Origin of the sequence: Cupriavidus alkaliphilus (assembly GCF_900094595.1) — a bacterium.
Lineage (GTDB): Bacteria > Pseudomonadota > Gammaproteobacteria > Burkholderiales > Burkholderiaceae > Cupriavidus > Cupriavidus alkaliphilus.
Window position 1 is genome coordinate 66169 of record NZ_FMAD01000012.1, and the last position, 14397, is coordinate 80565.

Below are 14397 nucleotides of genomic sequence, written 5' to 3' on the forward strand. Positions count from 1 at the left end.
TGCGAGGGCCATGACCGCGAGCTGCCGTGCGACCCTGTTGTCGGTCATCGTCGCGCTGGCGCTCGCGGTGGCGGCGCTGGTGCCCGAGGCTGCGGCCCAGGCGCCGGCAAATGCGTCGGCACATGCGCCGGCACATGCGCCGCCATCCGACAGCCGCGAGTATGCGATCGCCGCGGGCCCGCTGGGTCCTGCGCTGATCCGCTTCGCACAAGTCTCGGGCATCGACCTCGCCTACGACGCCACGATGGTCGGCCGCCTGCACGGCCCGGGATTGCGTGGTCGCTACACCGTTGCGGACGGCCTGCGGACATTGCTGGCTGGCAGCGGCCTGGAAGCCGTGGCCCTGCCCGACGGCGGGTATCAGGTACGCAGGCGTGACGGAGTGCTGGCCGGGAAACCCGAGGCGGTGCAGATCCTGCCTACCGTCACCGTGTCCGGCTCCATGCCGGGTGAGCCTCCTGCCGCGGCCCCAGGCGGCCAGCTGGCACGCGGGACGCGCCTGGGGCTACTGGGCAATACCGACCTCATGGACGCGCCACTGAGCACGGTCGGCTACACGGCCCAGGCGATACAGAATCAGCAGGCGCGCACGGTCGGCGACATGATCGAGAGCGATGCGTCGGTACGGTCGGTCAGCAAGCCAGGCGGCATTCTCGACGCTTACACGATTCGCGGATTTCCCTTCAGCAACGGAAATTTTGGCGAAATCGCGTTCGATGGGGTGTACGGCGTGGCGTCGAACTATCGCGTGTCCACCGGCTACGTCGAACGCATCGAACTGATCAAAGGTCCCACGGCCGTGCTGACAGGGATGGCCCCCGGCGGCAGCGTTGGCGGCGGCATCAATATCGTGCCGAAACGCGCCACCGAATCGGATGCGACGCAGCTTGGCGCAGACTATGCATCGGCCGTGCAAGTCGGCGCATCGGTGGATCTGAGCCGCCGGTACGGGCCGCAGCAGGATTTCGGCGTGCGATTCAACGGCGGGTATCGCAGCGGCGGCACCGGCCTGGATCAGCAATCGCGCCGCGCCGGGGTGGGTGCGCTGGCGCTCGACTATCAAGGCAGCCGCTTGCGCGCGACGCTGGATGCGATCGTCCAGCGCGAATCCATCGCCGCGCCCTCGCGCTTGCTCCATATCGTGCCGGGCATCGGCGTTCCCGACGCGCCAGACGGCCATCGCAATATCTCGCAGTCGTGGGAGTCTTCCGGCATCAGCGATCATTCTGTATTGCTGCGTGCTGTCTACCGGTTCAGCGATCAACTGGAGGGGTTTATCCACGGCGGCGGCGGACGTACCCGCGTATCGCGGCTGTTTGCCATCGCACCCACCATCATCAATGAACGGGGCGATGTGACAGTCCTGGATACCAACTATCGCTTCAATGTCGCGCGTGCCAGCGCGGAGGCTGGGCTGCGGGGCACGTTCGACACGGGCCCGCTCAGGCACCGGGTCGGACTGGTGGTCAGCGGCTATCGCGATCAGCTCGAGCGCGGCCTGGTGAATGCCAGCGTGACATCGCTGACGAACATCTATGCACCGGTGACGCTTCCGCCGCAAGCGATCCCGGCACCGGACGATGTGCCCAAGATCTCGCAGACCACGCTTTCCGGCCTGGCACTGGTCGACACCCTGGCTGCCTGGGACAACCGGCTGCAGCTGACGCTGGGGGTACGCTACCAGCGCATCCGGTCAGACAATTTCAGCCCCGACGGCGCGACCACCGGCCGCTACGACCGGGGGGCCGTTACGCCCATGCTCGGGATCCTGGTCCAGCCGCGTGACAACATTTCCCTGTATGCCAATCGCATCGAGGGGCTCGGCAAGGGTGATACCGCACCCACGTCGGCAACCAATGCCGGCGAGGTGTTCGCGCCCTATCGCTCTGTCCAATACGAGGTGGGTGCCAAGGTGGAAATCAACCGCCTGATCGCCACCGCCAGCGCGTTCCAGATCACGAAGCCGGGCGGCGAAATGTCGGGAGGCGCGTTCGCGGTCAGCGGGGAACAACGGAATCGCGGCATCGAGCTGGGACTCTATGGCACACCCCTGCAAGGTGTTCGCGTCAACGCCAGCGCGATGTGGCTGGATGCCACGATCACCCGCAGCGCCGTCTCGCAGGGCAAGGTGCCTGTCGGCGTGCCATCGCTGCAAGGCAATCTGGGTGTCGAATGGGATATGGCGTGGCTGCCAGGCCTGACGCTGACCGGCGCCATGGCCTATACCGGTGGGCAGTACGTCGACGCAGCCAATACCCAGCACATTCCCGCCTGGACCCGCTTCGACATCGGCCTACGCTATCGCACCGGGCTTGGCCGGCATACGGCAACATTCCGGCTCAACGTGCGCAATGTGCTGAACCGGCGCGGCTGGGCTGCGGTCGATGCCTATGGTGGAATGGCGCCGGCCGATCCGCGGACGGTGCTGGCATCGGTAGTGGTGGATCTTTAGGCGGGGGTTTGTGTTTATGGGGCCACCCACCTGCTGTGGATCGCGTTGGCCATGCCGGCGATCTGGGCCTTGGATCCTGAATTTCCGCAAGCAAGCCTATGACGCGATGAAGGCCGCGGGCAAGGACGTGTCGACCTACGACCGCACCCAGCTGATGAGCGTCGAATACGACGACACCGAACTGGCCAAGCCGGGCGACGAGAAGGTTCGCACCTTCCAGGCTGATGCCTCGCGCGAAGCCGGCATCTTCCACCACCTGATCACGCTGCCGACGTACCACACCGCCGCTCTGTCGACGGAAAACCTGGCGAAGGAATACTTTGGCGACCAGAGCATGCTGGGTTATGTGGCTGGCGTGCAGCGCAAGGAAATCCGGCAGGGGATCGCTTGTGTCAAGCACCAGAATATTTCTGGGTCGAACATTGGGGATGATCACAAGGAGTACTTCAGCGGGGAAGCGGCGCTGAAGGCGGCAGGGAAGGACAACACTATGAATCAGTTTTGATTCTGGTGGGGCCTAAAGTAAGAACGCCAGTCCGTATGGGCTGGCGTTCTTCTTTTGAGCCTGGACGCCGTTGCTGATTATTCAAGGGGCAGGCCCTGCAATTGAGGAAGGACAGTTTGTTCCAGTTGCCCCTTTGGAAGGCACGTTGTACTTATGAATCATGCGCTTCGTGCGCTATGGCTCGAATGACCGCTTCATTCCGGTCAGTTAACTGCGCACCGCCAATCCCGTAATGGGCTGTAACGAGAAGCTTTTTCATTTGCCTGTGTACTTCGTAAAAAGTCTGGATACGTCCACCGCCATCAGTGCGGCCATATGACCACTTAGCAGTGTCAATAATGCGAAATGTGCCCATAACCGCATAAGCACACCCCCCATCTTGGTGGCGCAAAAAGCTTGTCCGTTGGTTACACTTATTTACATGACGTAACCCGACACTTACATCCTCCATGTCCTCGTTTGTGGCTACGTCATCACAGTGACGAGCGCATTCTCTCGCTGATGTTAGACCATTAAATCAATAGGTTTTGGAGAGGGGACTATGAAAGGATTTTTGAAGACTTTTGCTGCTGTCGCAGCAGGGTTCGCGACCCATGCCACCGATGCAGCGCCGTTACGAGCCCAGGCGCCAACCCATTCCGTTGATGCCTCGTCGACCGCTTCTATCGATGCTAAGACCCTAGAAGTCATCGCCGTAATAGATTCGACGGGAGACGCCTTCAACTTTGTGTTGAAGCGGGCAGCTGATGAGCAAGGGTCCCTGATGGCCTATCACCAATCGCACTCTTCGCATTCATCGCACCGTTCTCATTCGTCGCACTACTCCAGCCGCTATTAAATTAGAAAACTGCTTGAAGCCGACTCCCGCAAGGAGTCGGCTTTCAATGAGGTCGCCATGACGACACGCTTGGAATTGGATGCCGCAGTCTACAGTTTGGAAGCTGTACAGAAGGCAGCTTATAGGTTCATTGACCGTCTCACCATCCTCATCTCCCAAGGACAAGGCATAGTGATTTGTGAGCTTGATTTGGTCGTGGGCACCCAAATGCCCATAGGCGACGTCCTGGCCGACTTCAAACGTGAACTACTCGATCAGCAGCTCCGCTTGCAGATCAAACGAGAAACAGAGCCAGCCAGGAACCTGATTCTCGCTTACGCCTTTTCCCGTACAGGGCTGCAGCAATGAGCAAGTTTCGTAGCCTTGAAAGCTATCAAGTCAAGCGGTCGGGTCAATATCAGTTGCTTCCATTCCGCTTTGAAGCCCTGGATGACCAAAGCGTCGTTGCCACCAATGCAGTCGGTGAGTTTGCTTTCCTCTCCCGTAGTCAGCTCGAGAACCTTGTAGCGCATCGTTTAAGCCCGACCGATCCCGACTACAGCATGTTGAGGTCTCGGCATTTCCTGCGTGAAGACGGCGATGATGCTAGCTTGGAACTTCTTGCACTAAAGACGCGAACCAAGTTTAGTAAGCTCCGAAATTTCACGAACCTGCATATATTCGTCGCGTCGCTTCGTTGCGACCATAGCTGCCAGTACTGTCAGGTCTCTCGACAATCAGAGAACAAAGCAGCGTTTGACATGACACTCGAAACGGCGGACAAGGCCCTCGACCTTGTGTTTCGCTCTCCGAACCCGGCCATTAAGATCGAGTTCCAAGGTGGTGAACCACTTTTGAACTTCGAACTGATCCGACACGTTGTTCAAAAGGCAGAACAACGAAACAAGGGCGAGGGTCGGGATCTGCAGTTTGTTATTACAACAACCTTGTCACTAGCCACCGATGAAATCCTGGAGTTCTGCCGCGACCACAAGATTTTTCTATCGTCTTCCCTGGACGGCCCTTCCGATCTGCATAACAAAAATCGTCCCCGTCCAGGTCGGGACAGTCATGAACGTTTTGTCTCTGGCCTGAAGCGAGCTCGCGACATCCTAGGCTACGATTCCGTGTCGGCGCTAATGACTACGGCTCCAACAAGTCTCACTCGGGTTCGTGACATCGTCGATGAATATCTGAAGCATGGCTTCGACGGAATTTTCCTGCGTCATCTTTCCCCCTACGGTTTCGCGCTGAAGACGAAAAGTTTTCAGGCTTACAACACCGACCGGTGGCTCGAGTTCTACAAGGAAGGGATGGAATACATCCTCGAACTGAACAAAGCTGGAACACCGTTCACTGAGTATTACTCCACGCTTTTGCTGACCAAAATGATGTCGGCCGAAGATCCCGGATTTGTAGATTTGATGAACCCAGCCGGCGCGGGCATCGCAGCTATCGTATTCAACTATGACGGAGATGTCTATGCATCCGACGAAAGCCGCATGCTTCGTGAGATGGGGGATACCACATTCCGTCTTGGCAACGTTCATCAGAACAGCTATGAGGAAATGTTCACCTCCGACGCACTTCTGACTGCCCTTGAGGATTCGTTCACTTCCTCCGCCCCCATGTGCAGTGATTGTGCATTCGAGCCCTGGTGTGGCGCAGATCCGGTCTTTCACCATGGAATGTATGGGGACGTCCTCGGGCGCAAGCCCGAATCGGACTTTTGCAAGCGGGTCATGGGGATTGCCAAGTATCTCTTGGAGAAAATGCGCAAGGACGACGAAGCGAAGGAAATTTTCATGCGGTGGGTAAACCGATGCTGATACTTTCGGGTCGTGTAATACGAATAACTGAGGACAAGCCCACTCGGCAACATGTGCCTGCTCCTCGACGGCAGTTCTCGCTCAGTACGAATCGCAATCTCCCGCTCCCTTTGAGAGAATCGCGAGCCTATCTGTCACGCTCCGCAGACCCGGTCCCTGGTGGCTTCACACATTACTTCGCGTTCAACAACCGCCCTCTAAGCTTGGCAGATAACGTGCCTTGCACGCTGCTAGGCGAAGAATTCTCTTACCTTGCTGATGGTGACGTGGTCAGCTTGACGGATGACGGTAGGATCCGGGCCCTCTTTAGAGCGGCGTCTGAACACAACAGCATCCTCCTTACCGAGCAGTGCAACAACTATTGCTTGATGTGCTCCCAACCTCCAAAGAAGGTCGATGACCGCTGGCTGTTGGAAGAAGCAATGGAAACGGTGCGGTTGATTCCGCGGATCACCCGCTCACTGGGCATTACTGGCGGCGAGCCAACACTGTTCGGTAGAGGCTTCCTAGACTTGCTTCACCAGATCAAGAACTGGCTGCCACGCACATCTCTGCACATCCTCTCAAACGGCCGCACATTCTCTGACGTAGCGTTCGCTGAGCAATATGCGGCAGTCCAACACCCGGACGTCATGGTAGGTATCCCGGTGTACTCCGCAGACCCGGCACGACACGACTATGTCGTTCAGGCCGAGCGTGCCTTTGATGAGACGATCCGAGGCATTCTGAACCTGAAGCGTCTGGGTCAGAAGGTCGAGATTCGTGTGGTCGTACACAAGCAAACCTATGAAGGACTGCCAGCACTCGCCGAATTCATCGCGCGGAACTTGCTGTTTGTTGACCACGTCGCCCTGATGGGGCTGGAGATGACCGGTTTCACCCGCGCGAACTTGGACGCGCTATGGATCGATCCGGCTGACTACAAAGCCGAGCTCAGTATGGCTGTCCGAATTCTGAGGAGCTATGGGCTTCGGACATCGGTTTATAACCATCAGTTATGTCTGGTGAATCCCGATGTCGAACCGGCTTATGTCAAGTCGATCTCCGATTGGAAAAACGAATACGCGTCCGAGTGCGGCCCATGTACGCGCCGAGCTGAGTGTGGCGGGTTTTTTGCTTCTGGTATTCAGCACGGCTACAGTAAGTCGATTCGGCCATTTATGTAGGCTTGCTGGGGACACAGAGCGAGCGCTGATCGGACCCACCGAGTTTCAACGTCAGAACGAAACGGCAAGTCGAACTATTGCACGTCGATCGCAAGATTTGAGCGCGATGAATCTGCCGCTCCCGTCACTGGCTTGTCAGCATTCTAAGCGGCATCAGGTCGATCTTCTTCGTCTGCTCGGAGAAGCGCGCCTGGTAGAACTCAAAGTCCTTCCTACCCTCTTTCACGCATTTCTGATCGATGAGTCGCATGATCTGCAGCTTGTCCTCGTTTCTTGTCTTCATACCAAATGCAATGCCTGCCAGATCCGAAAATCGGTACCGAAGCTTGCGTGACGCCACGTCGTCAAATCGTAGCAACCCGGAGTGCAATACGAGGCGCGCCTCCCTCTCATGCGCCCATTCCTCCGACTTGGTGCAGAAACTGTGAGAATATTTGCGCCAGTACTCATGCCTCCATTCCTCGTCTTCGCGGAGCATTCTTTGTGCGGTGGTGCTACGTTCACCATTTGGGCCAGCGAACCAGAATCCGGCAAGTCTTGCCTTGGTAAGCGTCGCGATTGATTCGAAGAAATTGACTTGTGGGAACTCCGACGTATAGCGGACCTCTTCGAAGCGGTGCGGCACATAGCCTAGAATCGGTTCTCCGCCCACGCTGGTCGTGCGCCAGCCGTACGCTCGATGCAGATCCAGCGTACGGCCATCCTGGTGGCCTACCTTTGCTCTGAATTTCAGGCACGCTCCACGATGACCATCGCCATAAGTGCCCCACATCGCCGAGTTTGTTGGGTCTGCAACAAAGCAAGCAACATACCAATTCGGATAAAGAAGTCGCTCTAGAGACTTTACATAAAAATCAGTGAAGTCATACCCGATAAACATCGATGACCGCCTCTCATCGGGGATAGGATTATTGAACTCGTTAATGAGAGACACTTGCGAGGAAAGCGCCTCACTCGCAGAAAACATGATGTCAGCCAAGCCATGTGACTGCTCGCCAATGGCCAACAGCCCACTCAGGTTCTCAGCTAACGCATCGATCACGGCATCTAGTGCTCGAGTCTCCGAGACGCCGACTGGAAGACGTGCATCTAGTGCAGCTTTTACGCTCCGAGTTGCCAGCGGGTGAAGCAGCCGCAGATAGAAATGCAGTTCATTCGGTCTGACTTCTCTCCCACGCGATGCAAGAGCTGCAATCAAACGTTCCGGAACGGGGTGCTTAAAAAATTCCTTGCAAGCTTCCGTATAGCACTCTCTGATTGGGGCCTTCGGCAAGTCCTCGTCAATCTGATGCACGAAGGGCGAGCACATCTCTGGGTTGAACTCCGGCCCCATAATCAATGCAAGAGAAGTGGCCTGCATGAGATTGAGCAGATAGTGGCGCAGCAGATTTCGCCAGACGATCTCATCGCCTCGCCAAAATATGTGCTTGAAGCCTTCGAGCGGATCGTTCAATCCCTCAGGCGGGCAAAAGTAGATCTCTTGATTTTCCAGTTCTCGGAAACCATCAAGAAGTGCGTGTGTCGATCGAAAGCGGTAAAGATAATCTTGCATGTGTATCGCTACTCTCGCTCTTGGCTACCGGCCCCCACCGGCGCCACTTGGGCGAAAGATAATAGCAGGCATTTGTCGCGCTTGGCGGCCGATTTCGCATGGATTTCCGCCGAGACTATGCAGCACCCAAAGGCCCGCGCCTCACTGCTTCGGAACCATACGAATGTTCAAGATTGATAGCCTTTCAAACTGCACCGTCAACCTCAAGGAAGTCAACTTCTCCGAGCTAGGATTCATCGAGCGGCGCCATCCTCAGGAAGGAGGGTAGCCAACCAGCACGATGCACTCGGCGAAGAACTCCTCATCATCCAGAAGGAATTCGATAGATTCGACGACACACGCGAGAGGCTTGGTCTTCTAGCCGTCCGCATGGACGACAGAAAGGTTTCGATCATCGAGTGCGTAGCGCCCTTCGACGGTGACATTCGAGAAAGTTGGCCGGGAATGATTCGATGGCTTGTCGACCATGTGAAGAGAATGGAGATAACTTTCGGGAAGGAAATACCTGCGCTTCGCAACTTGGTTCAGTCACTGAAGGACACTGCAGCAGATGGCGTATCAACCGCGCCTGAGGTGTGAAGCAAAATGTCCAAGTCGCCCGCCCCGCTTGGTCGTTGGCGGCTTGGAACAAGTGGAGGGGATGACGGCCGAAATTGGCCAAGAGCGGACTTAGGAAAGCAGGCTGCGTTGTACGGAAGAGGAACTCAAGCCGCCAGCCGTCCACGGCCGACTCACACTCTGGAAGAGCAGCGAGAGACAAGATACCGGTGAAGTCCTTAGACGCGACGACTGGGTCGTCGCGCTCCTAGTGGCCACGTTCGCGCTAAAAAAAACAGGACCCCACCATGCACGCTTGATAAAGATTCCACTGAACATGTGTGGTAACGGTACAGAATTCCGGCTCCCTGTGCCGTCGGGAGGAGACGAACTGTGTGATGAGCTGTTAGCGCCGATGCAAAAATGACCCAGCCCGCCGAAGTAAAACTGACCCACCTGGTGGAGGATGGCGGATTTGCCGTCGATGCTGACACAGGAGCAAGCCGTGGAAATCAGGGTATTGGCGAGACGAGGTACGGGAGTGAGGGAGATAGCGCGGCAGACGGGTCTGTCGCGCAACACGGTGCGGCGGTATTTGCGTGACGAACAGGCTTGCCGCTACGGGCCGCGAGAGCCCAAGGTGACCAAGCTCGCACCACACCACGCATATTTGCTGACGCGAATCGCGGCGGCACGTCCTCGCTGGATTCCGGCGACGGTGCTGCTGCGAGAGTTGCACGAGCGCGGCTACCCAAGCCTGTTCGGCCCATCCCGCGCGAGAGCTTGCAGCATCCGCTGGCGGTGTATGACAGCCTGCTGGAGGTAGCAGCATGAATCTGCAGCACGAGCGCAATGCCGGTCTGTGCGGCCAGCTCAAGCTTGACCGCGTGGCGCTGGAGTGGGGAGCGCTGGCGCAGCGCGTGGCAAACGAGGACGCCAGCCTGGCCGACTTCCTGGAGCGGCTGCTCAATGTCGAGGTTACCGCCCGCGAGGAACGCAAGCGCCAGGTCTTGACCAAGCTGGCGACGCTGCCGTCGGTGAAGACGTTGGAGCAATATGACTTCGGCTTCGCCAGCGGCGCGCCGCGCATGCAGATACAGGAGCTGGGCAGCCTGGCGTTCATCGAGCGCGCAGAGAACGTCGTGCTGCTCGGGCCGTCCGGGGTGGGCAAGACGCATCTGGCCACGGCGCCGGCCTACCGGGCCACGCAGGCAGGTATCAAGACGCGCTTCCTGACGGCGGCTGACCTGATGATGCAACTGGCCACTGCGCGACAGCAAGGGAGGCTGCGCGAGTACTTCAATCGGGCGGTGATGGGGCCCAGGCTGCTGGTGGTCGATGAAATCGGCTACCTGCCATTCGGGCGGGAGGAAGCGAACCTGTTCTTCAACGTCGTGGCCAAGCGCTACGAGCGTGGTTCGATGGTGCTGACCAGCAACCTGCCGTTCGCACAATGAGCAACTGCGTTCGACGATGACCAGACGCTGACGGCAGCGATGCTTGACCGGCTGCTGCATCACGCCCACATCGTGCAAATTACGGGCGAGAGCTACCGGCTCAAGGACAAGCGCCGCGCGGGACAAACGAACAGCCGGACTGCCGTCAAGGCGGCCGGCTGACGGGAGCCAGGTGGGTCAGTTTTACTTCGACGATCCTTGGCAAAGTGGGTCTGTTTTAAATCGGCGTTGACACATAGGCAGGCCGTGCAATTTGAGGAACGACAGTTTGTCCCAGTAGCCTCTTTGGCAGGCTATGCGGCTATCACGGACGGTGAGGAAACCGCAGCCGAGTAAGCCTATGGGGTCACGCCACTCGAGTGCTGCGACTACTTCTGCTTCATGGATTGCTTCGACGATGCAGGTCATCTTGGCAAGCGCGAATTCGCGTTCAAACAAAGCGCGGATCGCTTAGCGTCCTTCGAGTGGGCCTTGGCCCCCCCGGTATGTCGAGCGTCCGTTGTGGGCAAGGACGGTCGGAGCTTCGGAAGATCATCCGGGGTCCCGCCCACATGCGGCCACGGGCTGAGCGCTTGAACAGACGATTGAGCGACTGCCCCACTTAGGAGAGCGGTCGCTCAAGAGATGACAGCCTACATCGCCTGATCGGCAACTACTGATCGTCAATGTGTGTGAATGACCTGTTCCCGCCATGCCGAACGATTCCTATTCGGTCACACGAAATTTGAGAGTACAGTCAAGCGCATCAAAAGTGACGACGCGCTTTGAGAAGGAGAACAGACCAGTAACAAGTGTGGTTCATCAAGGCGCAAATTGTACGCTGTCTGATCGCGATCGAACGTAACAGCCATTATCGGTCGAAGGACTAGTAGAGTCTCGGGCAACACATGGAACCTATATCGCATAGATTCTGGTAGCCTCGACATCACACGAGCCGGATGGCAAAATTGAGCCAAGCTGTTGGCTGTGAATTCTTACCTACGATATGGGAACGATAAAAGGTAATGGCCTCTGGGGAGATTAGAAATACTGCATCACGGTCTGCGCACCTCAATTGCGTTGAATCAGAGCAGTTTAATTTTTCAAAAAAATAAGGAAATTCTTGACGCGAAAAGCAAGAGCTCCATTAAATGATCTGGTTAAGCAACGGTTTTTGATGCATATGTCTTCAAAGTATTTATTCAAATAATAATGAGAGGTTAATAAATATGATTGCTTTCGCTTCCGCGGCCTCTGAAGAAATGCTTTTGGCTGACGTGATCCGCCATATCGCAACGCGAAATTCGATATTATTTTTAGGGTCTGGGTTCTCTGCTTCTGCGCGTGGCATAGACAACGAAGAAATGCCTTTGGCGTCAAATTTGGCGCAAAAAATTGCAGATCTTCAAAATTTCGATGCGGAAAAAGACTTGCGCTATGCGTCGTCCCGATATTTAGATAGTAATGGAGACAAAGGCGCTCTGATTAAGTTGCTTCGCGAGACTTTTTCCGTTAGCTCAGTGGAAGATCATCATGTCACTATTGCCTCTATGCCTTGGCGCCGGGTGTATACGACAAACTACGACATGTGCTTCGAGCGCGCCGCCGAAAAGGCGGGAAAAATATTCGATCCAGTTGATCTGTCGTCAAATCCATCTGAGTTTTCGGCGCGAAATAGTATCTGCGTACACTTGAATGGCTCGCTTAGAAATTTAAGTCCTGAAACGCTCAATAACGATTTCAAACTGACGAATTCATCTTATCTTTCGCCAGATTCTTTTTTGACGTCAAAATGGCGATATCAATTCCAACGAGATCTGGATTTTTCCTCCGCAATAATCTTTGTCGGGTATTCGATGTATGACATCGAAGTTCAAAAGATTCTCCACTCGAATCCTACATATCGCGAAAAGACATTCTTCATCACGCGCTCCTTAAAGAAAGGGCGAGATCAATTTACGATCGAGCAATTTGGATCGATTTTGCCAATAGGAGTGGAAGCTTTCGCTAAGGCTCTTGCTCAAGAGGTAGACGATTTTATTGCTGAGCCGGAGGAATTGGTTCTTGCGAGCCTTTGGGAGTATCAGTTTAGTGAGGATGATATTGAAATACGCGACGTTGATGTTGATACATTTTTAATGCGCGGCGAGGCCTCCGATGAAATTATCGATGCTGCCGTAGTGGGTGCAAAGGGAGCGCCTCTTCTGATTTCTCGCGACGATATAGAGTATGCGAAAAAATTGCTGGATGCGAATGCAAAATTGGTCGTCGTAGCAGAATTTGGGAATGGAAAATCCACATTTATCCGTGCCCTCAGAAGCCAACTAGCGTTGAACGGCGTTCGAGTTTTTACCGCAGATCAGGCAGACGCACATCAACACGACGATCTTGAGACAATTGTTAAAAAAGACATAAGTGGTTGTTTGATCATCGACTCTTATGAGCAGAATATTGATCTGCTTTCTCATTACGCGGAGTTAAGGCCAGAGAAACTTAAACTCATCATTGCCGCACGAACGAGCATCCACGAACGTTTTCGCCCTTGGTTGGTTCAAGTAGGCTTGGAACTGAATGAAATATCCTTGGATGATCTATCCCCAAAAGAGGCGGACCAGTTCATCGAAATCATGGACAACATCGGATATTGGGGGGAGAAGGCAGCCTTGCCTCTTCACTCTAAACAGTCCATTGTAAACTATGATCATCATAGACAACTCTCGTTGAATCTGTTGTCCCTTTTATCATCCCCCCAGATGATTGATCGCGTACGAGAGCTTATGAGCGGTTTGTTATCCAATTCACAGCACAGGGACACAATATTCTCCATTGCACTACTCGCTGCGAACGACAGGCCTCTCAATTCCAGCCTGATTTCAGAAATCGCATTAAACGATGCAATTTATTCTTCCGAGTTGCTCAGTAACGAGAGTTTTCGACAGATTTTTCGAGTCCAGGGGGTAAAGATTGCCGCACGATCTAGCATATTTGCTATTTCAATTATTTCGCAGCAATTTCAAGCTACATACATCGTAGATCAACTGCTGAAAATCGTTTCGGCCATTGACGATGGAACCGCTGATCTGCGAGATATTCAAAAAAGTTTATTGAGATTCTCAGTTGTCGAGCGATTTTTGCCTGCGAAGCAGCGCATGCAGAATCTGGTTCGATATTATGAAAATCTGAAGCGCGAAATTTCGTGGCTTAAAACTGATCCACATTTCTGGTTGCAATATGGGATGGCTCAGCTTACGTATAAACATTACGCTAAGGCTCAGGGGTACTTCGACCAGGCTTATGCGTTAGCGGAGAAAAAACATAATTACCATACTGACCATCTTGACACCCAGCAAGCACGCCTATTCCTTCTGCAATCTATTTCGGTTGAGGATTCGGCAAGATCGTTTCAATTATTCGCGGATGGTCACAGGCTTCTGCGTTCGTTAGCGGACGATGTTCACAAATATCGACAGGTTGAAATATATAATGAAATCTTCGACAAGAAGTTCGCAATATTCTCTAAAACCCAAAAGGCAACCTTTGAGCGAGCATGCAAAACTCTGCATGCAGAACTGACACAAGCAATGTCAGACATCTGGCCGGGTAGCCGTCCGCGCATAATAATTCGAGTCGCCGATATGCTTGAAGCGATTCTCTCGAAGATCAAAGTCGGAAAAAAATGAGCGGTCAATAGCAATTGGCGCTCTATGACTTTTTTTCATGCGCCGAGATGCATTAAGTCTCAGAGCCATCGGTGACCACCCATGGCTGTGAGACGTACGTCTAGAGGCACTCGTTCAACGGCCAATTCTTTGGCCAAAAGACTGGAATGACTGTTCCTCAGTGTGGATTCAACCGGTCGATGCAACGGATTAATGGAATCGTTCAGCCGGTGTATCGAAGTGCAGTGTCTTGCGCGGACGCTCGTTCAGGCGCCGGGCCACGGCGTTCAGTTTCGCTTGTGAATAGACAATCGCCTCAACCTGCAAACTTGTCGAGTCGGCAGAAGATTATGTAAAGCCCCGGCCCATGCCACTGCCGGCGGCGACGTCCAGGTAGGTCAATCCCTTCCGGTCCTGGCGCGCGAGGAAGGGAGCTATTCTCGG

7 protein-coding genes and 3 pseudogenes are annotated in these 14397 nt (G+C 54.9%); 9 read left to right on the forward strand and 1 reads right to left on the reverse strand.

Translation table 11 applies throughout. The features are described from left to right. Nucleotides 1-10 precede the first annotated feature (10 nt). The 6 genes and pseudogenes from GA0116996_RS22620 (at nucleotide 11) to hxsC (ending at nucleotide 6769) form a co-directional block, all read left to right on the forward strand. Nucleotides 11-2452: a TonB-dependent receptor gene (locus GA0116996_RS22620; protein WP_092316075.1), complete on the forward strand. Its 2442-nt coding sequence runs from the start codon at nucleotides 11-13 to the stop codon at nucleotides 2450-2452. Nucleotides 2453-2522: 70 nt separating this feature from the next. After that, a pseudogene (locus GA0116996_RS22625) lies at nucleotides 2523-2957 on the forward strand (isocitrate lyase); the annotation flags it as partial. A 541-nt stretch (nucleotides 2958-3498) separates the two neighbouring features. Continuing rightward, complete coding sequence (gene hxsA2, locus GA0116996_RS28395) at nucleotides 3499-3795, forward strand: His-Xaa-Ser repeat protein HxsA2 (RefSeq protein ID WP_092316077.1); 297 nt, start codon at nucleotides 3499-3501, stop codon at nucleotides 3793-3795. Between the two features lie 57 nt (nucleotides 3796-3852). Beyond that, on the forward strand, nucleotides 3853-4143 hold the full coding sequence (gene hxsD / locus GA0116996_RS22635; protein ID WP_092316079.1) for a His-Xaa-Ser system protein HxsD: 291 nt from the start codon (nucleotides 3853-3855) through the stop codon (nucleotides 4141-4143). After that, on the forward strand, nucleotides 4140-5603 hold the full coding sequence (gene hxsB, locus GA0116996_RS22640; RefSeq protein WP_092316081.1) for a His-Xaa-Ser system radical SAM maturase HxsB: 1464 nt from the start codon (nucleotides 4140-4142) through the stop codon (nucleotides 5601-5603). The genes hxsD and hxsB overlap by 4 nt, the downstream gene beginning before the upstream one ends. Nucleotides 5604-5818: 215 nt before the next feature. Further along, nucleotides 5819-6769 carry a His-Xaa-Ser system radical SAM maturase HxsC gene (hxsC, locus tag GA0116996_RS22645; protein ID WP_244159960.1) on the forward strand — a complete coding sequence of 317 codons (951 nt, stop codon included), beginning with the start codon at nucleotides 5819-5821 and terminating at the stop codon, nucleotides 6767-6769. Between the two features lie 124 nt (nucleotides 6770-6893). Here hxsC and GA0116996_RS22650 read toward each other — a convergent pair whose 3' ends face one another. Continuing rightward, complete coding sequence (locus GA0116996_RS22650) at nucleotides 6894-8321, reverse strand: DUF2971 domain-containing protein (protein WP_092316085.1); 1428 nt, start codon at nucleotides 8319-8321, stop codon at nucleotides 6894-6896. 1021 nt (nucleotides 8322-9342) lie between these two features. Between GA0116996_RS22650 and GA0116996_RS22660 the strand changes: the two are divergent. The 3 genes and pseudogenes from GA0116996_RS22660 to GA0116996_RS22675 all read left to right on the forward strand — a co-directional run. After that, nucleotides 9343-9609: pseudogene (locus GA0116996_RS22660) on the forward strand (helix-turn-helix domain-containing protein); the annotation flags it as partial. Between the two features lie 79 nt (nucleotides 9610-9688). Continuing rightward, nucleotides 9689-10477, forward strand: a pseudogene (gene istB, locus GA0116996_RS22665) (IS21-like element helper ATPase IstB). A gap of 1046 nt (nucleotides 10478-11523) precedes the next feature. Further along, on the forward strand, nucleotides 11524-13974 hold the full coding sequence (locus GA0116996_RS22675; protein WP_092316087.1) for an SIR2 family protein: 2451 nt from the start codon (nucleotides 11524-11526) through the stop codon (nucleotides 13972-13974). Nucleotides 13975-14397 lie beyond the last annotated feature (423 nt).

Coding starts and splice junctions, on each gene's coding strand:
- GA0116996_RS22620 (WP_092316075.1), top strand. CDS start 11: ATGACCGCGAGCTGCCGTGCGACCCTGTTGTCGGTCATCGTCGCGCTG.
- hxsA2 (WP_092316077.1), top strand. CDS start 3,499: ATGAAAGGATTTTTGAAGACTTTTGCTGCTGTCGCAGCAGGGTTCGCG.
- hxsD (WP_092316079.1), top strand. CDS start 3,853: ATGACGACACGCTTGGAATTGGATGCCGCAGTCTACAGTTTGGAAGCT.
- hxsB (WP_092316081.1), top strand. CDS start 4,140: ATGAGCAAGTTTCGTAGCCTTGAAAGCTATCAAGTCAAGCGGTCGGGT.
- GA0116996_RS22650 (WP_092316085.1), bottom strand. CDS start 8,321: ATGCAAGATTATCTTTACCGCTTTCGATCGACACACGCACTTCTTGAT.
- GA0116996_RS22675 (WP_092316087.1), top strand. CDS start 11,524: ATGATTGCTTTCGCTTCCGCGGCCTCTGAAGAAATGCTTTTGGCTGAC.